Origin of the sequence: Polyangium spumosum, assembly GCF_009649845.1 — a bacterium.
Classification (GTDB): Bacteria; Myxococcota_A; Polyangia; order Polyangiales; family Polyangiaceae; genus Polyangium; species Polyangium spumosum.
On record NZ_WJIE01000002.1, the window covers coordinates 124,390 to 143,115 of the forward strand.

12 protein-coding genes are annotated in these 18,726 nt (G+C 69.7%); 2 read left to right on the plus strand and 10 right to left on the minus strand.

All coding sequences use genetic code 11. The annotated features are described in order from the left end of the window. Window positions 1–10: 10 nt before the first annotated feature. Window positions 11–433, minus strand: a complete 423-nt coding sequence (locus GF068_RS06650; protein WP_338046257.1) for a response regulator — start codon at window positions 431–433, stop codon at window positions 11–13. Between the two features lie 360 nt (window positions 434–793). Here GF068_RS06650 and GF068_RS06655 point away from each other — a divergent pair, with 360 nt between their 5' ends. Beyond that, window positions 794–1,588 carry a sensor histidine kinase gene (locus tag GF068_RS06655; protein ID WP_153818495.1) on the plus strand — a complete coding sequence of 265 codons (795 nt, stop codon included), beginning with the start codon at window positions 794–796 and terminating at the stop codon, window positions 1,586–1,588. Between the two features lie 85 nt (window positions 1,589–1,673). Here the strand turns inward: GF068_RS06655 and GF068_RS06660 are convergent, their stop codons facing one another. The 7 genes from GF068_RS06660 to GF068_RS06685 form a co-directional block, all read right to left on the minus strand. After that, window positions 1,674–4,985, minus strand: a complete 3,312-nt coding sequence (locus tag GF068_RS06660) for a MopE-related protein (protein WP_170319338.1) — start codon at window positions 4,983–4,985, stop codon at window positions 1,674–1,676. Beyond that, window positions 4,982–9,607: a MopE-related protein gene (locus GF068_RS06665; protein ID WP_153818497.1), complete on the minus strand. Its 4,626-nt coding sequence runs from the start codon at window positions 9,605–9,607 to the stop codon at window positions 4,982–4,984. The genes GF068_RS06660 and GF068_RS06665 overlap by 4 nt, the downstream gene beginning before the upstream one ends. Window positions 9,608–9,878: 271 nt before the next feature. Continuing rightward, entirely contained in the window at window positions 9,879–11,459 is a 1,581-nt protein-coding gene (locus GF068_RS06670; RefSeq protein ID WP_153818498.1) for an SBBP repeat-containing protein, read from the minus strand. Between the two features lie 103 nt (window positions 11,460–11,562). Beyond that, window positions 11,563–12,702: an acyl-CoA dehydrogenase family protein gene (locus tag GF068_RS06675; RefSeq protein WP_420814109.1), complete on the minus strand. Its 1,140-nt coding sequence runs from the start codon at window positions 12,700–12,702 to the stop codon at window positions 11,563–11,565. Between the two features lie 6 nt (window positions 12,703–12,708). Continuing rightward, complete coding sequence (locus tag GF068_RS43385; RefSeq protein ID WP_240806715.1) at window positions 12,709–12,852, minus strand: hypothetical protein; 144 nt, start codon at window positions 12,850–12,852, stop codon at window positions 12,709–12,711. 1 nt (window position 12,853) lies between these two features. Beyond that, a complete protein-coding gene (locus tag GF068_RS06680; RefSeq protein ID WP_153818499.1) occupies window positions 12,854–13,120 on the minus strand; it encodes a CcmD family protein in 267 nt (88 codons plus the stop codon). Window positions 13,121–13,125: 5 nt separating this feature from the next. Further along, on the minus strand, window positions 13,126–13,875 hold the full coding sequence (locus GF068_RS06685) for a cytochrome c biogenesis protein (RefSeq protein ID WP_153818500.1): 750 nt from the start codon (window positions 13,873–13,875) through the stop codon (window positions 13,126–13,128). A gap of 152 nt (window positions 13,876–14,027) precedes the next feature. On the opposite strand from GF068_RS06685, the gene GF068_RS06690 reads away from it, so the two are divergent. Beyond that, entirely contained in the window at window positions 14,028–15,827 is a 1,800-nt protein-coding gene (locus GF068_RS06690) for a serine/threonine-protein kinase (protein ID WP_153818501.1), read from the plus strand. 6 nt (window positions 15,828–15,833) lie between these two features. On the opposite strand, the gene GF068_RS06695 is transcribed toward GF068_RS06690, so the two are convergent. Then, window positions 15,834–17,198, minus strand: a complete 1,365-nt coding sequence (locus tag GF068_RS06695) for a TolC family protein (protein ID WP_153818502.1) — start codon at window positions 17,196–17,198, stop codon at window positions 15,834–15,836. 49 nt (window positions 17,199–17,247) lie between these two features. Continuing rightward, window positions 17,248–18,720, minus strand: coding sequence for a sigma-54-dependent transcriptional regulator (locus tag GF068_RS06700; RefSeq protein ID WP_338046259.1), 1,473 nt, complete (start codon window positions 18,718–18,720; stop codon window positions 17,248–17,250). Between the last annotated feature and the right edge of the window lie 6 nt (window positions 18,721–18,726).

Below are 18,726 nucleotides of genomic sequence, written 5' to 3' on the forward strand. Positions count from 1 at the left end.
TCCGCGCCCGCTATCGGCCTCGCGCGCCGAGGACCCGCTTGATCTCGGTCACCAGCGCATCCGGCAGGCAGGGCTTGGTCAGGAACGAATCGCAGCCCGCCTCCTTCGCGTCTTTCGAGTGACCCGCGAGCGCATGCCCCGTGAGCGCCACGATCGGGATGCGCTTGGTTCGCTCGTCGCTCTTCAGGCACCGCGTCGCCTCGAGCCCGTCGAGCTCGGGCAACGACAGATCCATGAGGATCAGATCGGGCAGCAGGGAGAACGCTTGCGCGAGCGCCTCGCGCCCGGTCGAAGCCTGCGCCACACGGAACCCGGAGAACGAAAGAAACTCCGTGAACATCTCGCGGTTGTCGTCGAAGTCGTCGACCACGAGTACGAGCGGCGAGAGGCCGCCGTGCTGTTGCCCGAGCCCAGTTTCGTCTGTCGTCTTCACGACGTAAAACCCCCGGTCATCAATGGAGCGCGCGTCTCTCACACCACGGCGCGCCGTGCGTCGTGGGCAAGGGACGATGATAGCCGCAGGCGAGGAACCTCAGGCACGGCCTATTGCCCTTCTTGGGCCGTGGAGACGCGCCTGAGCCGCATATCAGGAGAAACCCGACGCGGCGTCTCCGCACATAAAGGCACGGACGGCCGAGTCCGGTGATCTCCGACTGCATCGACCAGGCGCGATCGCGTTACTCTGCAAAAAGAAGAGGCGATCGTGGCCGAAGCGAGGAAACGCAAACAAGCTAGCAAGTCGGCAAATGGGTCTCCGCGCAGCACGGCGCGCGCCGCGCAGAAGCGCGCTCGCATGCCGACCGCGCAGACGAAAGACGCGCGCTACGTGGCCGAGCTCGAGCGGCGATGCCGAGAGCTCGAGCGACGCGCACAAGCCGCAGAGGCGCAGCGCGCGGAGCTGCTCACCATCGTCTCGCACGACCTGCGCAACCCGCTCGGCGTCGTGATGGTGACGACGACGCTGCTCGCGCGGGAGCTCGGCGGGGAACCAACGCACGATCGTCAACTCCAGACGATCAAGCGCGCAGCCCTCGACATGAACCAGATCGTCGAGGACCTCGTCGACGCCGCGCACATCGACGCCGGGAGGCTGTCGATCGGGCAGGAGGTGCACGACGCAGCGTCGATCGTCGAGGCCGCCGCCATGGCCGCGGCCCTCGCCACGGCGCAGCGGCCGATCGCGGTCGTGAAGGAGGTCGTCCCGCATCTGCCGGCGCTCTACGTGGATCGCGCCCGCGTGCTGCAGGTCCTCTCCCGGCTCGTCGGCAACGCCGCGCGCTTCATGCAGAAGGGCGGATCGATCACCATCCGCGCCGAGCCCACGCCCTCCGGCGCGCGCTTCTCGGTGACCGACACGGGGCCCGGCATCGCCGAGCTCGATCGGCCGATGTTGTTCTCGCGCAGGCCGCCCGAGGGGCGCCGCGCGTGCCAGGGCATGGGCCTCGGCGTCTACGTCGCCAAGGGCATCGTCGAGGCGCACGGCGGGCACATCGGCGCGCAGAGCGAGCTGGGTCGCGGCAGCACGATCCACTTTACCCTGCCCGCGGCCGAGGGCCTGGGCCTCACGAATCACCACCGCAGGGATTGAACGAGGGCGCGCCGAGACGGGCGCGAGGACGAAGCATGAACCGATCGAGCGGGCGCCGTGCGAGGCGCCCGCTCGATTCGTTTTGTCAGCCGGGGTTCGCCGAGAAGCAGCAGCGGAAGCCGAGGTCGAAGAGCTTGAAGTTCTCGTCGACCGTGTAGAACTGGAACGAGCACGTCGCGCCGCCGGCGTCGCCGGTGTTGAACGCGCCGCCCATGAGCGGATACGTGTTCGTCGCGCTCTTCGTGATCTCGCGCAGGTTGCCCGTGATGTCGAAGAGCTTGTTCGTCGCGGTCGTGTTGCCCTGCAGGTTCGACCAGTCCGCCCAGCAGTTCTGCAAGCTCGACGAGCCCGTGAAGAGCAGGCCGTCCTGATCCCCCGCCGTCCCCGGGCTGAAGTCGAACGAGGGGCCGATGTTGCAGAACTTCGAGGCCGTGTACGTCGACGTGCACGCGGCGCCGCGCGGGTTGTAGCCCCACTGGCAGCCGAGCGTCGCCTGGCACGAGTTCGTCCACTCGGTCGTCGAGCAGATGAAGCCGCCGACGGCGGCGCACGTCTGCTCGACCTCACGCGGCGTGACGTTGAACCACGGCAGCTTGCCGGGCACCGAGCACGCGAGCGTCTTGTCGAGCGTCGTGCCCGCAGGAGCGCTCGTGTGATAGCCGTTGCCGCTGCCAGGCGTGATCACGTTGTTCGCGAGATCCGTGATCGCGTTCGGCCGGCTCGCCTCGTAGCTGTAGATCCAGCGGTTCGTGGAGATCCGCGTGACGGCGGGCTTCACGTAGTACGTGGCGTTCGAGCCCTTCGACACGTACGACTCGTCGACGAGCCCGTCGCAGTCGTTGTCCACGCCGTCGCAGGCCTCGGTGCAGCCTCCGGGTAGCGACGCGCAGTCGGCCTTGACCGCGTTGCACGTCGTGGCGTTCAGGCCGTTGCACACGAACGTGCCCGTCGTCCGGCAAGCGCCGTGTCCGGGCGCCGGCAGGCCGTCGTCGCTCGCGCACGGCTTGCCGAAGTTCGGCACGTTCTCGTTGCGGATGCCGTCGCAGTCGTTGTCGAGGTTGTCGCAGACCTCGGTCGCGCCCGAGCAGTAGTTCGGGGCAGGCCCGTTGCAGACGCCCGCCGGGAACGTGCACTGCCACGCGCCCTGCGTGCAGGTGACCGCCACCTGCGTCGTGCACTCCGGCGACGTGGCCGTGACGCTCACGCCGCAGACCTGCACCGGCGTCGGGGCGATGACGCCTTCGTCGATCTGCCCGTCGCAGTCGTCGTCCTCGCCGTTGCAGATCTCCTGGGCCTGCTTGTACTGGCAACTGTACTCGCAGGTGTTGTCACCGTTGAGATCGTAGTAGCCGTTCTCGCAGCCCTGGAAGACGCACATGCCGGTCGTGCACGACCAGATCGAGTGCACCGCGTTCGCGTAGCAGTTGTTGCCGCACGCGCCGCAGTTCGCGACGTCGGTCTGGAGGTTCGGCTGGCCGGTCAGCGTGCCGTCGCAGTTCGAGTCGACGCCGCAGCTATCGACGCTGCTCGACGGCCCCACCGCGTTCTGGCAGGTCTGCACGCCGCCCACGCAGGTGAACGTGCCCGCCTGGCACGGCGACGTCGCGCCCGCGGGAGGCGGAGGCGGCACGTTGCAAGCGCCGAGGTTCAGGTTGTTGTCGACGATCCCGTCGCAGTCGTCGTCGAGGCTGTTGCACGTCTCCGCGCTCGGGCCGATGTAACCCGTGCACGCGCCGCCGCACGCCTGGGTGCCCTTCACGCACTTGCTCAGGCCGCCGTACACGAGGTTCGGCGGCGCGCCGACGGGCACGCATTGCTGGAGCGGGATGCCCTCGTCGACCTGCCCGTCGCAGTCGTCGTCGACCATGTTGCAGCTCTCGTTCGCCGGGTCGATGTTCCCGACACACGTGAGCGCCTGCCCCACGCACTGCAGCGTGCCGAGCTTGCACGGCGCGGTGCTGCTCTGACCACACGCCGAGCCCGCGCCCGCGACGTCGTCGACGAGGCCGTTGCAGTCGTCGTCCACGCCGTTGCACGTCTCGGTCTTCGGCGTGATCTCACCGACGCAGGTCTTCGCGCCGCCGGGCAGGCACTGCTCCACGCCCTTCTGGCAAGGACCGACGTCCGTCAGGCCGCACGTCGCGCCCACGTCGACGGGCATGTCGTCGATCGCGCCGTTGCAGTTGTTGTCCTGCCCGTCGCAGATCTCCGCCTCGGGGTTCACCGCGCCCACGCAGACGAGGTTCCCGTTCTGGCACTGCTGCTTGCCGAACTGGCAGGGGAAGATGTTGCTCAGGCCGCAGGAGTTGCCGGCGTCCGTGGGGCTGTCGTCGACCTGGCCGTCGCAGTCGTCGTCGAGGCCGTTGCAGATCTCCTGGATCTGCCCCTCGAGGATCACGTCCGGCCCGGAGCAGACGACCTTGTTCCCGACGCAGGCCGTCTTGCCGGCGGCCGCGAGCAAACCGCAGATCCCGTCCGGATCACCGAAGCAGTTCTTGCCGATCTGCGGGTCCATCGAGAGATCGTCGGCGTCGTCGATCTTGCCGTCGCAGTCGTTGTCGATGCTGTCGCCGCACCTCTCGACGCCGCCGTTCGTCGGGGTGCACTGGTACTCGCAGCCCGTCGCGACGGAGTTGTCGAGGTCGTACCAGCCCGGGTTGCACTGCGCGATCTTGCACTGCGTGTTCGCCGCCGTGCACGCCTCGCCGGCGCCCGCGGTCGTCTCGCACGCGGGCGTGCCGTTGATGACGACGCAGTTGTTGCCGCACTTGCCGCAGTCCGTCGTGCTCGTGCAGAGGTTGACGTCCTCGTCCTTCACGCCGTCGCAGTCGTCGTCCTTGTTGTTGCACGACGCGTCGTCCGGCGTGTTCTGGATGCAGTAGTACTCGCAGGCCTTGTCGCCATCGAGGTCGTAGTAGCCCGACGCGCAGGTGCCCGTGCACTCGCCCGGCACCGTGCCCGGGTTCGGGCTCGGCACGCAGTTGATGCTCGCGGGATCGTTGTTGAGCAGCTTCGCGAAGCAGTTGTTGTCACACGTGCCGCACGTCGTCTTGCTCTCGAGGTTGATGTTCGGATCGTCGTCGACCGCGCCGTTGCAGTCGTTGTCGAGCCCGTCGCACTTCTCGATGCCACCGTTCGTCGGGACGCACGGGCCGCCGCCGCCCACGCCGCCGCCCGCGCCGCCGCCGCCGTCGACGTTGCAGAACGGGAAGCAGTCCTCGCCTCCTGCCCCGCCCTGACCGCCCGTGCCGCTGCCGCCCGAGCCCGAGCCCGAGCCCGTCGGCGACGAGTCGCCGGCGCATTTGTCCCAGCAGAACGCTTCCGTCGTGCACCCCGCGGTCCCGAGCGCGAGCGCCGAGACCACGAGGGCCGAGAGGACCTTGCCGAGCGAGCTCATCGCGACACCTCCGTACCGCCGCGGCGCCCGGAAGACCGCCTGCGTGCGACGCCGAGCGCGAGCGCAGCGAGCGCCAGCGCGAAGCCACTGTTCCGATCCTGCGCGCCGACGTCGCACGCGCATCCACCGCCGCCCGTGGGCAGGCCCCAGACGCCGTCGTCCGCAGGCGCGCCGCCCGCGCCGGTGCCCGTGGTCGACGTCGGACTGCCGCCGCCGCCCGCGCCGCCGCCGCCTCCTGCGCCGCCGCCGCCGCCCGCGCCGCCGCTGCCGCCCATGCCCTGCGCGCATTCACCGCCCTGGCAAACCTGGCCCATCGGGCAGAGCACGCCCTCGCACGGATCGTTGCCGCAGGTGCCCGTCACCGGATCGCAGACCGAGCCGTCCGGGCAGTTCGGCGACGCGCACTTGTTGTCCACGCACGCCGGAGGCGACTGCGACAGGTCGCAGACCTGCGCCCCGACGCACGCCGGATCGCAGCCCGGGATGCACTGGCCGTCCTTGCACACCTCGCCCGTGCCGCAGCTCTTGTCCGCGCAAGAGTCGACGCACGTGACGTCGGTGAACGTATCGTTCGGCTTGCAGACCTGGCCCATCGGGCAGCTATCGGGCTTGCACGGGTTGTCCACGCACGAGCCCGCGTTGCAGACCTTGCCGCAGCCGACGCAGGGCACGTTGAAGCAGTTGTTCTGCACGCACTTGCCGGCGTTCGGGCCGTAGTTCGTGCAGACCTCGCCCGCGCCGCAGGTCACGCCGTCGCAAGGCTCCTTGCAGCCGGCGATGCCCTTGCACACGCAGACCGGAGGCACGACGCAGTTCGCGTCCGCAGGCGTGCCCGCGGGCGCGCAGAGCGTGTTGCCCATCGCGTCCTTCACGGTCTTCGTCGTGCAGTCGCCGCAGTTGTTGGCGATGCAGAAGTTGCCGAGCGGCATGCCCGTCTCGCTGGAGATGACCTCCTCGCAAGCCTGGCCCGGCGGGCACGGGAACTCGCCGCCCTGGCACGGCGTCGCGCAGGTGCACGCGCTGCCGCTCTTCACGCACGAGTTGCCGGGCGCGCAGATCGCGGCAGCGTTCGGGTCCTGCTCGTCGGTCGTGCCGTCGCAGTCGTTGTCCTCGCAGTCGCAGGCCTCGTCCGTCTGACCCTGGCCGCCGAGGCAAGCGAAGATGCCGTTGAGGCACGCCCACTGCCCCTCCTGGCAGGCGCCGGTGTCGATGCCACAAGCGCCGCCGATGGTCTGCGTCGGATCGAGCGGGTTCGTCGTGCCGTCGATGCCGTCCGGCGCGGGGCCCGCCTCGTCGATGGAGCCGTCGCAGTCGTTGTCGACGCCGTCGCAGATCTCGGGCTGCGGGCCGGTGCCGCCGATGCACGTCTCGCCGCCCATGCCGTCGCACTGCAGGATGCCCGGCTGGCACGCGCCTTTGTCACGCGGGCCCGGGTACTGCATCGTGTCGTACGGCGGCGTGCACGAGCCGCCGACCACGATGCCGTTGTCGACCGTGCTGTCGCAGTCGTCGTCGAGGCCGTTGCACAGCTCCGGCGACGGGGGCACGTCGCCCACGCAGTCGAGGATGCCGCCCGTGCAGTCGATGAGGCCCGGCATGCACTGCCCGACGTCGCTGCCGCAGGAGGCTCCTTCACCCATGAACGAGCCGTCGTCGATCATGCCGTCGCAGTTGTTGTCGAGGCCGTCGCAAGCCTCGGCCTCCGGGCCCTTCGCGTTCACGCAGGCCCAGCCGAGGGCGCCCTGGCAGGCCAGCGTGCCCTTGTTGCAAGGCGGAGCGAGCATGCCGTTGTCGCCGCAGGACGCGCCGGGCGGCGGGCACCACTCGAGGCCGTAGTGGCTGCAGCCGCAGGCGCCGGTCGGATCCGGGATGTTCCAGCAGCCGTTTTGCCCCGCGGCGGGCGCGTCGAAGAGCGGTGCGTCGTCGATCTTGCCGTCGCAGTCGTTGTCGACGCCGTCGCAGACCTCGGCCTGCGCCTGGATGCCGCCCTGACAGACGACCGCGCCGTTCACGCACGCCGTCTGCCCGAGCGAGCAGGGCGGCTGGTTGATGCCACACGGCAGGCCGAGGCCGCCGACGTTGTCGTCGATGACGCCGTCGCAGTCGTTGTCCTTGCCGTCGCAGATCTCGGTCGAGGGGCCGACCTGGCCGATGCACTCGACGCCGTTCGGTCCGCACTGCTGCACGCCGGCGACGCACTCGCCCACGTCCGAGCCGCAGGGCCCGCCCGTGCCGGGCACGTTGTCGACCAGGCCGTCGCAGTTGTTGTCCGCGCTGTCGCACTGCTCGGTCTGCGGACCGACGGGGCCCTGGCAGGCCCAGGCGCCGCTCGAGCAGACGAGCGTGCCGCGGTTGCAGGGCGACGTCAGCGTGCCGTTGCCATTGCAGGTGCCGCCGGAGGGCGGGCACCACTGCAGGTTCTTGAAGACGCAGCAGTTGCCGGGGTTCTGCCAGCAGCCGCTCTGCCCGGCGAGCGGGCCGTCGGCGAGCGGCGCCTCGTCCACGATGCCGTTGCAGTTGTTGTCGACGGCGTCGCAGACCTCGGGCTGCGGGCCCGTCCCGCCCTGACAAACCAGCGCGCCATTGACGCAGGCGAGGGTGCCGGGCGTGCACGGCGGCAGCGCCTGACCGCACTGCGTGCCCACGCCGGCGGCGCCTTCGTCCACCTGGCCGTCGCAGTCGTTGTCGATGCCGTCGCAGACCTCGGCCGACGGGCCCACGAAGCCCGTGCACGTCATGCTGCCGCACGGCCGCGAGCCCTGCTTGCACTGGCTCGTGCCGCCGTAGACGAGCCCGCCCGGCGTCCCCGCCGGCACGCAAGCCGTCGGCGGCACCGAGTCGTCGATGATGCCGTCGCAGTCGTTGTCGATGCCGTCGCAGGTCTCGGCGATCGGGTTGTTCTGACAGACGCCGAGGCCACCGCCGGCGACGCACTGGCCCGGCTGCGGCACGGGCTGCGCGGGGTTACACGCCTGCGTGCCCTGGCAGTTCGCCGGGGTCGGCTCGCCGCACGGGACCGCGGGGATGTTGTCGTCCGCGATGCCGTCACAGTCGTTGTCGCAGCCGTCGCAGACCTCGGGCGAGGGCACGCAGTTCGGGCAGACGTTCTCGTCGGTCAGGCCGTCGCAGTCGTTGTCCTGGCCGTCGCAGGTCTCGGTCGTGGGACACTGCGCGGGGTTGCCGCACTTCGTCTGGCCCTCGTCGACGCCGTCCTGGCAGTTGTTGTCGACGTTGTCGCAGATCTCTTTGGGATCGTAACAAAGCCAGTTCGCCGGCTGCGTCGACTGCGCGTCGGTCGTACACGGCAGGAGCGCCTCGTTGCCGTCCGGATCCGCCCCCGTGATCGAGTTCGTGTAGCTGGTGAGGCACGCATTGCGCTGCGCGGTCGTCGACCAGGCGCAGCACGCCTTGCCCTTGTTGCAGTAGTGCTTGTAGCCCTCGTCCGTGCAGCCGTTGCAGTTGTCGTCGCCGTTGTTGCAGACCTCGGGTTTGGCCGCGTTGCCGACGATCGACGCCAGCGCCTTCGCCAGCTCGACCTCGTTGTTCGCCGTGTAGGACTTGGTGGTGCCGCCGGCGAACGCGATCGCGTCCGTGTTCGCCGTCGAGCCGCCCGCGAAGTTGACGACGTAGACCGGGACCTTCCAGTTCTTGCCGCCGATCGTGATGCCGTTGTTGAAGAGATCCGACGCGGCGTTCTCCGCGGCCGACTGGGTGTCACACGTCTCGTCGCCGTCCGTGACGACGATGACGTTGACGCTGCGACACGGCCGATCCTGCGAGTTCATCGGCGTGGTGAGGTTCGCCCCGAAGCCGAAGCCGCTCGCGCAGTAGTTCGAGTTGCTCCAGTTTGGGTTCCAGCCCGAGCGAAGGTACTGGGCGACCGTGCGGATCGAGCCCGCGATCGGCGTCGCGCCGTCCGCGAAGAGCTCCTTGTTGTCGTTGCACAGGCCGTCGAACCACTGCAGGAGCTCCGGCACGTTCGAGGCCGGCGCGGCAGGGCCCCACCAGGGATCCTGCGGCAGAGGCACGACGATGTTGCCGCCGTTGCGCCAGGTGTTCTCGGGGAAGTTCGGCGTGCCGGGGCCGGCGCCGCTCGAGCAGTTCGGGTTGTTGCCGCACTTGCTCGAGCCGCCGGGCAGGTCCGTGATGGTGCAGCCGTAATTGTCCGGGTTACACGTGCCCCCGTTTGGCGTGCCGCAATCGCTCACGCACACCCCGCCCGCGCCGAACGAGCAGTTCGACATGATGCCGGCGTACGTCGAGAGCCCGAAGTTCACCTCGCCGGCGAACGCCTGCACCGTTTGCCGGAGCGCGCATTTCGCGTCGTTCAACCGGCTCGGAATCATGCCGCAGGAGTTCAGCTTGTACCCCGGCGAGGCCGAGTTGCACTCGACCGTCACGGCCGTGGGCGGCGTCGTACACGTGGTCATCGAGCCGGACGTGTCGGAGACGACCATGAAGTACGGGCGCGACGGCGCGGGCCAATCCGCGGGGTTTTGCGAGAGGCACGCGGCCGCCTCCTGCGCGTCCGCCGGCGGGGTGAACGCAGCGGCCGCGGCGATCCCTGTGAGCGCGGCGAACGAGGTGAGGATGCCTTTCGAGGGCTGCCGGAACAAAGCCATGGGTAGCTCCGAGGAGGGCGCACGATCGTGCGACCGTTCCACACGCGCCTTCCCGTCGAGGACTCGACGTAGGCGCGCATCGTCCCTCAGGATCTCAGAGCCTTCGCCACACCACAAGCCCCGGAGACGCCCCCGAGGCGCCCCCCCAACACTCTTCGCAGCCCGGATCTTCCCTGCCGCGCGCGTCGCCCATTTGACGTAGGACGTTGCCGCGCCGTGTCAGCGCACGCGCGCCCCCAGAATTCGACCGAGGGCACACGCCGCGTTCGTTTCAGGGCTTGACAGCGAAGAGGAAAGCGTCGTCGCCTGCCGCGGTCACGGGGCCGAGACCAAAATCGACCGTCCCGCCGAAGCTGCCGGTCAGCACCGCGTTGCCCGTCACGGCGTCGAAGACCATCGCCTGCGGCGCCTGCACGAGAGGCCCGCCGTACGAGCGTCCCCAGACGAGGCAGCCGTCCGTCCCGTCGAACCGGCCGAGGAACATGTCGAACCCCTCGACGCTCTTGATCGCGCCGCCGCCGAGATCGATGTCTCCCGTGAAAGCGCCCGCGAGCAGCACGTCGCCGTTCGGCGCGAAGGCCACGCCGTCGGCGCGCTGGAAGGTCCCATCGCCGAACGTCCGCGTGTACGTCTGCGCGCCGGCCGGGGTGAGCACCGAGACGAACGCGTCGTCGACCTCCAGGTTCGTCACGGGCTTGCCGCCGAGATCAAACGTGCCCTGGAACTGCCCCGCCACGGCCACCGCGCCCGTCGGCGAGACCGCGACGGCGTTCGCCGAGGCCTTGCCCGAGCCCGCGCTGAGCTTCGCCCAGATCGGCGCGCCCTGCGGGTCGAGCTTGGCGACGAACGCGTTCGGGTTGCCCTGGGCCGTGAGCGCCCCGTTTCCGAAATCGATCGAGCCCGACGCCTCGCCCGCCAGGTACACGTTGCCCATGCCGTCGACCGCGAGGCCCTTCGCCGACTGATCCGCCTCGTTGCCGTAACGCCGGCTCCACTGGTGTTGCCCGAGCCCGTTGAACTTCGCGACGAACACGTCGAAGGCGTTACCCGTCGCGGTCAGGACGCCGCCGCCGAAGTCGACCTGCTGCTGGAAGTAGCCGGAGATGACGACGTTGCCGAGGGCGTCGACCACGAGCGAGCGCGAATACTGGATGTTCGAATCGCCGAACTTCTGGCTCCACACGTGGGTGCCGTCGGGCGCGAACTTCACGAGGAAGACGTCCTGGAAGAAGATGGTGTCGCTCGTGAGGTTCGACCCGCCGAAGTTGACGGTGCCGATGAAGATGCCCGTCACGTAGACGTTGCCCTGCGCGTCGGCGGCGATGCCCGTCGCGCTCTGGTTCTGCGCGTCGCCGAAGCGCTTCGCCCAGAGCACCTGGCCCGTGGGCGAGAGCTTCGCGACGAACGCGTCCTCCTTGCCACCACTCGTGAGCATGTTGCCGCCGAGGTTCATCGCGCCCTGGAAGGCGCCGGCGAGGAGGATGTTGCCCTGCGCGTCGGTCGAGACGGACACGCCGCTCTGCACCTGCGCGTCGCCGTACGCGCTGGCGAACGCCGTGGTGCCGCCCGTCGGGCTCGGCGGGTCGCACACCGGCCCCATGCTGCCGCCGGTCCCGGAGCTCGACGAGGAGCTCGAGCTCGACGCGCTCTGCACGAAGTCCTGGAGGCCATCGCCGCCCTGGCCCCCCGTCGCGCCGGCGCCGCCCGAGCCGGCGCCCGAGCCCCCCGTGCCGCTCCCGTCCCCGCACGCCGACGCGAGCGCGACGAGCGCGCCCGCGCAGACGAACGAGGCCAGCACGGTGCCCGTGCCGAGGAGCTTGGTTGTCGAAGCGTGCGCGCGACGTGTCCGCATGAAGCCATTCCTCCGGTGAAGCGATATTCGCCAGCCCTCGGTGATATCAAGGGTGGGCGGACGCGTGTAGGGGGGGCTTTGCGCGGACGGGAGGAAAAGACGCTCAGCCGAAGAGCTGCTTGGCGATCACGAGCCGCTGGATCTGGCTCGTGCCTTCGTAGATCTGCAGCACCTTCGCGTCCCGCATGAGCTTCTCGACGGGGTACTCCTTCACGTACCCGTTGCCGCCGAAGACCTGCACCGCGTCGACCGCCGTCTGCATCGCGCTGTCGGCGCCGTAGGCCTTGGCGAAGCTCGAGACGATCGGGTCACGCACGCCGTGGTCGAGGTTCCACGCGGCCTTCTGGTAGAGCAGCCGCGTCGCCTCCACGCGGATCGCCATCTCCGCAATCATCCACTGCACGAGCTGGTGGTTCGCGATGGGCGTGCCGAAGGTCTTGCGCTCCTTCGCGTAGGCCACGCACTCGTCGAGGCAGCGGCGCATCAGGCCCGTCGCGCCCGCGCCGATGTCGGGGCGCGTCTGGTTGAACGTCTCCATCGCGAGCTTGAAGCCCTTGCCCTCGGGCGCGAGCAGGTTCGCCTTCGGCACGACCACGTCCTCGAGGAAGACCTGCGCCGTGTCGCTCGCGCGTTGCCCGAGTTTGTCCTCCTTCTTGCCCACGCGGACGCCGGGCGTGTCGCGATCGACGATGAACGCCGCGATGCCCTTGTGCCGGAGGTCGGGGTTGGTCGTCGCGAAGATCACGTAGAACCGCGCGTAACTCGCGTTCGTGATCCAGCACTTCTGCCCGTTCAGCACGTAGTCGTCGCCGTGCTGCGCGAAGCGCGTCTTGATGCCGGCCACGTCGCTGCCCGCGTCGGGCTCGCTCGTCGCGTAACTCGCCATCACCGGCTCGCTCGTCAGCATGCCGAGGTACTTCTTCTTTTGCTCCTCGCTGCCGCCGAGCTTGATCGGCGTGAGGGCGAGGCCGTTCGCGAGCAGGCTCGTCTGGATGCCCGTGCACCCGTACGCGAGCTCCTCCGTGATGATCGCGTTCTCGAGCTCGCCCATGCCCGAGCCGCCGTACTCCGCCGGGACCGTCGGGTTGACGAGGCCGATCTCCCACGCCTCGCGGAAGACCTCCATCGGGAAGCGGGACTCGTGATCACACGCGGCCGCGATCGGGGTGATCCGCTCCTTCGTGAAGCGGCGGGCGGTCTCGATGAGACCCTTGTGCTCTTCGGACAGCGAGAAATCCACCACGGGCTCCTACTCCTTCATCCTGCGCTTGCGCTTCTCGAGCTCCGCGCGCACGGCGCGCGCGCCCATCGTGTAACCGACCACGAGCCCGAGGAGAAGCACGCTCGGGATGTAGATCACGTGCTGGGGCGTGATCTCACCGAAGTTGAACACGTCACTCGCCCCCGCTCTTCGCGCGCGCCTTCTGCAGGGCCGCCTCGAGCGTCTCGATGCGCCGATCCAGCCGGCGCTGCCGCCGGAACATCGACGCGACGAACACGAGGATCACGATCCAGATGATCGCGTACGCCTCGACGAGCAGCTTCTCGCCGCTCTGCATCTGGTTGCCGCCCTCGACCGCGCGGAAGCTCGTCGAGCGATCGTCGGCCGTCCCCTGCCCGGCCGATCCCGGCGCCTCTTGTGCTGCTTGTTCCGACGACATCCCTCTCACTCCTCGCCTACGCCGAGCTCGAGCGCCTCTTCCTCGGCCTCACCGAGCCGCGCGGACGCGAGCTCGATCCGCACGCGGGTCCAGATGAGCACCACCGCGAGCAACGTGAACGTGACGAACCCGAGCAGGAGCGCGAGCTTCATGTCCGGGTGCTTGATCCCGCCGCCGCCCGAGGTGATCACCTTCGGGTGGTTGCCGCCCCACTTCTGCACCGAGTAGTGGATGATCGGCAGGTTCGCCGCGCCGAGCACCCCGAGCGCCGCCGCGAACTTCCGCTCCGCATCCCCGTCGCCCGCGAACGCCCGCAAGACCACGTACGCGACGTAGATCAAGACCGAGAGCAGCGCCGTCGTGAGCCGCGGATCCCACGTCCAGTAGACGCCCCACGCCTTCGCGCCCCACAGCGCCCCCGTCACGAGCACGAGGATCCCCATCGCCACGGCCGTCTCCGCGCCCGCACGTGCGAACGCGTCCCACCCACGCGTGCCCTTCGCGAGGTAACCGGCCGAACCCACGAAACACGCGGCAGCCCCGACGTACATCGAGTACGCGATGGGCACGTGGAAGTAGAAAATCTTCTGCACGATGCCCATCGTCGATTCGACGGGCGCCTTGAAGAAGATCACCTGAAGGCTGATCACGAACGCGGCCGCGGTCAGGGCGAGCACCGTGTAAAACACGGCGTCGCCGCCGGAGCGCGACGTCTCGACCTTCGTTCCGGCAGCCAGTGCCTCGCTCGACGCCATGGTGAACGGCCACGGTAGTGCCAAGGACGCGGGTGTTCAAGGACCCACACCGCCGCGCCTCTTCGCCCCGTTTCCGTGCGCAGGCACCCCCTCCTGGAAAGTATCCCTCGGCGACGAGCTGATCTATCCTCGCCCTCCGAACCGCGAACCCCATGGCCCCCATTCGCCCCGAGCAAGCTCCGGCAGATGCACCGGCCGACGTCCCCGCGTTCCGTCCCGGCACCATCGTGGACGGTCGCTACCGCGTCCTCCGGCTCATCGGAGGCGGCGGCAACGGCCTCGTCCACGAGGTCGAGCACGTCCGCACCGGCCAGCGCCTGGCCCTCAAATCCCTGCTCGATCCGACCACGTACCAGCGCCTGGAGCAGGAGGCGCGCGCGACGAGCCTGCTGAAGAGCCCGCGCGCGGTGAAGATCGTCGACATGGGCATGAGCCCGTCCGAGGGCCCGTACCTCGTGATGGAGCTGCTCGCCGGCCAGAGCCTGCGCGAGCTGCTGCACGACGCCGGGCAGCTCCCGCTCGAGCTCACGGTGAACGTCGCGCTGCAGGTCGGCGAGTGCCTCGCCGAGGCACACACGCACGGCATCGTCCACCGCGACCTCAAGCCCGACAACATCCACCTCGGGCCCGGCCCGAGCCCGGGCGTCTACGACGTCAAGCTCCTCGACTTCGGCATCGTCAAGATCGCCAGCGACGCGCCCGTCCCCGGCGGCTCGCTCACGCGCACCGGCTCGACCGTCGGCACGCCGTACTACATGAGCCTCGAGCAGCTCCGGAACCCGTCCGGGGTCGACGGACGCAGCGATCTCTACTCGCTCGGCGTCGTGCTCTACGAGTGCTTGACCGGCCGCAAGCCCTACGACGCGGACACCATCGGCGACCTCGTCTTCGCCCTCTGCTCGGGCCCTCCGACGGACATCGCGCGGCTGCGCCCCGATCTGCCGCAGCCCGTCTGCAAGGCGATCATGCGCGCGCTCGCGCCCGATCGCGACGACCGGCAAGGCAGCGTGCTCGAGCTCTGCCGCGACCTCGCGCCCTTCGGCGATCGCTCCCTCTCGGCGTGGATGCACGAGCCGCCGCGCGCCTCCACGCCCGAGCCGCCGCGCCCCTCGCACGCGGGCCCGTTCCAGGGCGGCGCGCCCACGCCCTCGGGCGTGCGGCCGATCCACAACAGCGACGCGACGCAAGCGTTCCCCCTGCCCGAAGGCGCCCTGCCCCCGGTCGACGAGCTCACGCCGGCGCTGCCGTCGAGCCCGGGAGACGCGCCCGAGGAGGCCCCCGCCGCCGAGGAGCGCCGCGACACACCCACGACGTTCTACGTAAAACCCGATCTGCCCGAGCGCGCGCCCGACAGCGAAAAGACGCGCATGCTCGAGCCGAGCCGCGGGCAACACCAGTACGCCATCCCGTCAGAGAACATCGACGACCCGCCGACAGCGCCGGTCAAACCGGGGGACCTCGCGGCCGCGAAGGGCAGGTTCGCGCCGAACGCCTACGCGAAGACGGCGCCGCTCGACACGAGCCAGTTCCCCGAGCTCCAGAACCTGCCGCCGCCGGGCCAGTTCGGCCCGCCAAACCCTGGCGGGTCCGGGGTCTTCGGCGCGCCGACGCCGACCGCGTCCGGCGTGTACGCCGCGCCTCCCGGCGGAATGCCGCCGGGCATGTTCCGCCCGCCGCCCATGCCGGGCCAGCTCATGACCTCGCAGAGCAACCTGCCCGCCGTGAACATCCCCGGCACGACGGGCCCCTTGCCCATGGGCTCGAACATGCCCCCCGCCTGGATGGCGCGGCCCGGCCAGGGCGCGCCGCCGCCGGCGCCCGCGGGCGGGCTCGGTCAGCTCATGCATTTCTGGCAGAATGCGCCGCCGCGCACGCAGCTCGCCATTGCGGTGGGCAGCGCGAGCGGGCTCGTCGCGCTGCTGCTGATCCTGCTCTGGATCCTGGTTCGTTGAGAGAAATCAGAGCCCGTCGGGCGCGATCGCGTCCCAGCCGGTCGCTTTGGCGAGCTTGCTCATGGCGAGGTCGAGCTCCATCGTCGCGTTCATCAGGTTGAACCGGTTCGTCGCGTACGCCTTCGCCGGGTCGAGGACGTCTTTCTCCTCGCGGGTCCCCACGTCGATGCCCTGCTGCACCGTGATCATCCACTTGCGGGCATACGAGACCGCCTTCGAATACGCATCCACGCGCTTCTGCCAGTCGACGACCTCGGCATAGGCCGTCTCCACCTCGACGCCCGCGCCGCCGAGCGCGAGTTTCTCCGTCGCGCGCATCTCCTCGAGCTGCGACTTGGCGAAATCGATACGCGCCGATTGCGGCAGGAAATCGAGCTTCCACTGGAAGACGACGGCCGCGCCGTACCAGAAGAAGTTCGCCGTATCCGCGCCGAACGGGTTGATCTGGTTCGCCACCTCGGGCGCCCGCGCGTATCCCGCGTTCAGCCCGAGGCCGATATCGGGGAAGAGCTGCGCCCGCGCGACCTCGACCTGCGCGCGCCGCGCCTGCACCCCGGCCCGCGCCATCGCCAGCTCCGGCCGGTGGAGCCGCGCCGCCGTGAGGTACCGCGAGACGTGCCCGAGCTTGTGCTTCGGCGGCTTGAGCGGCGCGTCCGGGATATCGAGGTCCCGGATCCCCGTGAAGAACCGGAGCCCCGCGAGCGCCACCGTCGTGTACCGCGCGACCTCCGCCTCGCGCACGTCGAGCTCGGCCGTGTACGTCTGCAGCTTGAAGAGCTCGATCGGATCGGCGTCGTCCTCCTCGACGGCCTCCTTCATCTTGCTCACGGCCTTGTCGATCGCGCCGCGCACGTCCTTGAGGAGCAGCGCCCCGTCCCGCGCGAGCTGCAGGCCGAAATAGGCCCGGCGTACGTCGAAGCGCACGGCGTCGCGCTCCTTCTCGACGTTCGCCTGGTTCACCTTCACGTTCGCCTCGGCCGCCTCCCACAGATTCGTGATCTTGCCGAAGGTCCAGAGCGGCACGACCCCGTCGATGGAAGCCCTCCACGCGAGCCCGAGGCTGCTCGTCAGCGAGACGTCGGTGTTCGGGCTGAAGACGTTGTTTCCGAGCACGGTCGGCGCGAGTCCGATGCCGCCGCTCATGCGGAACTGGCTGAACGGCGCGCGGTGGGCCTCGTCGAGCTGCGCCCGCACCTGCGCGAGCCGCGCCCGGGCCGCGAGCACGTTCGGGTGATTGCGCTCGGCGAGGCCCAGGATCTGCGGCAGATCGTAGACGACCTTGTCCGCGGCCTCCGCGCTCGCCGGCAGGGCCATGACGCCCAGGGAGAGGGCGGCCCCGAGGAGCCATCGCCGGATCGACCGCTGCGCCATGTCGGGCCTCTTTTTCACAGGGGGCCGCCGGCCGCAAGTTCGATGGGGGCTACGCCTCGCCATCCTCGGCGAGGCCGTCGTCCTCCGCCGCGCGGACCTTTTTCATGAGCCGCCGGAAATTCGAGCGATCCATCCCCGCCTGCCGCGCCGCCTCGCTCACGTTGTTGCCCGTTCGCTTGAGCAGCCGCTCCACGTAGGCCCGCTCGAACGCGAGCGCCGCCTTCTCCTTCGCTTGCGTGAACGGCAGCTCCGAGAGCGCGTCACCAAAGAAGGCCCGATGCCCCGAGGGCGCCCCGTCCTCCTCCGCGTACGCCTCGTCCCGCCCGAACGGCAGATCCGAGGGCAGGATCGAGTCTCCGCGCGTCATCACGACCGCGTGCTCGATCGCGTTCTCGAGCTGCCGCACGTTGCCCGGCCAGGGCTGCTCGCGCAGGAGCCGGAGCGCCTCGACGCCGATCCGCTTGATGTCGCGTCCGCTCCGCCGCGCGTACTTGAGCAAGAAATGGTACGCGAGCAGCGGGATGTCCTCTTTCCGCTGCCGGAGCGGCGGCAAATGCACGGGGATCACGGCGAGCCGATAATAAAGGTCCTCCCGGAAGCGCCCCGACGCGATGCGCTCCTTGAGGTCCACGTTCGTCGCGGCGATCACGCGCACGTCGACCGTCTTCGGCTCCGTCGCGCCCACGCGCTTGATCTCGCCCTCGGCGAGCGCGCGGAGCAGCTTCGCCTGCGCGCTCAGCGGCAGATCGCCGATCTCGTCGAGGAACACCGTCCCCTTGTCCGCGAGCTCGAAGAGCCCCGGCCTGTCCTGCGCCCCGGTGAACGCGCCGCGCACGCTGCCGAAGAGCTCGGTCTCGACGAGCGTCTCCGGGATCGCGCCGCAGTTGATGGCCCGGAGCGGTCTGTCGCTGCGCAGGCTGTGCTGGTGGATCGCGCGCGCCACGAGCTCCTTGCCCGTCCCGTTCTCCCCGAGGATCAGCACCGTCGACGTGGTCGGCGCCGCGCCGAGCGCGATCCGGTAGACCTCCTGCATCCGCGACGAACGGCCGATGAGCTCGCCGAACCGCTCGTGCTCCACGAGGCGCTGCTCGAGCAGGCGCGTCCGATCGACGAGCCGTTTGTGCTCGGCGGCCTGCATCAGCGCGAGCGCCACGGTCTCCGTCGGCCCGAACGGCTTGGTCAGGAAGTTGTACGCGCCTTGCCGCACGGCTGCGACCGCCGTGTCGATGTCGCCGAACGCCGTCATCATGACGACCTCGACCTCGGGGTGCTGCTCCTTGATCCGCGCGAGCACCTCCATGCCGCTCGGTCCCGGCATCATCACGTCGAGCAGGACCACGTCGACCGCGCGCGCCGTCGAGAGCAGCGTGAGCGCGGCGGCGCCGTCCTCGGCCGTCATCACGTCGAAGCCCTCGGCGAGCAGGACACGCGCCAGGCTGCGTCGCAGCGCGGGTTCGTCGTCGACGACCATCACGTGCGCCTTCGGCGCCTTGGTCGCCCCCTGCGTCGTCTCGCTCGCCACGTCGCC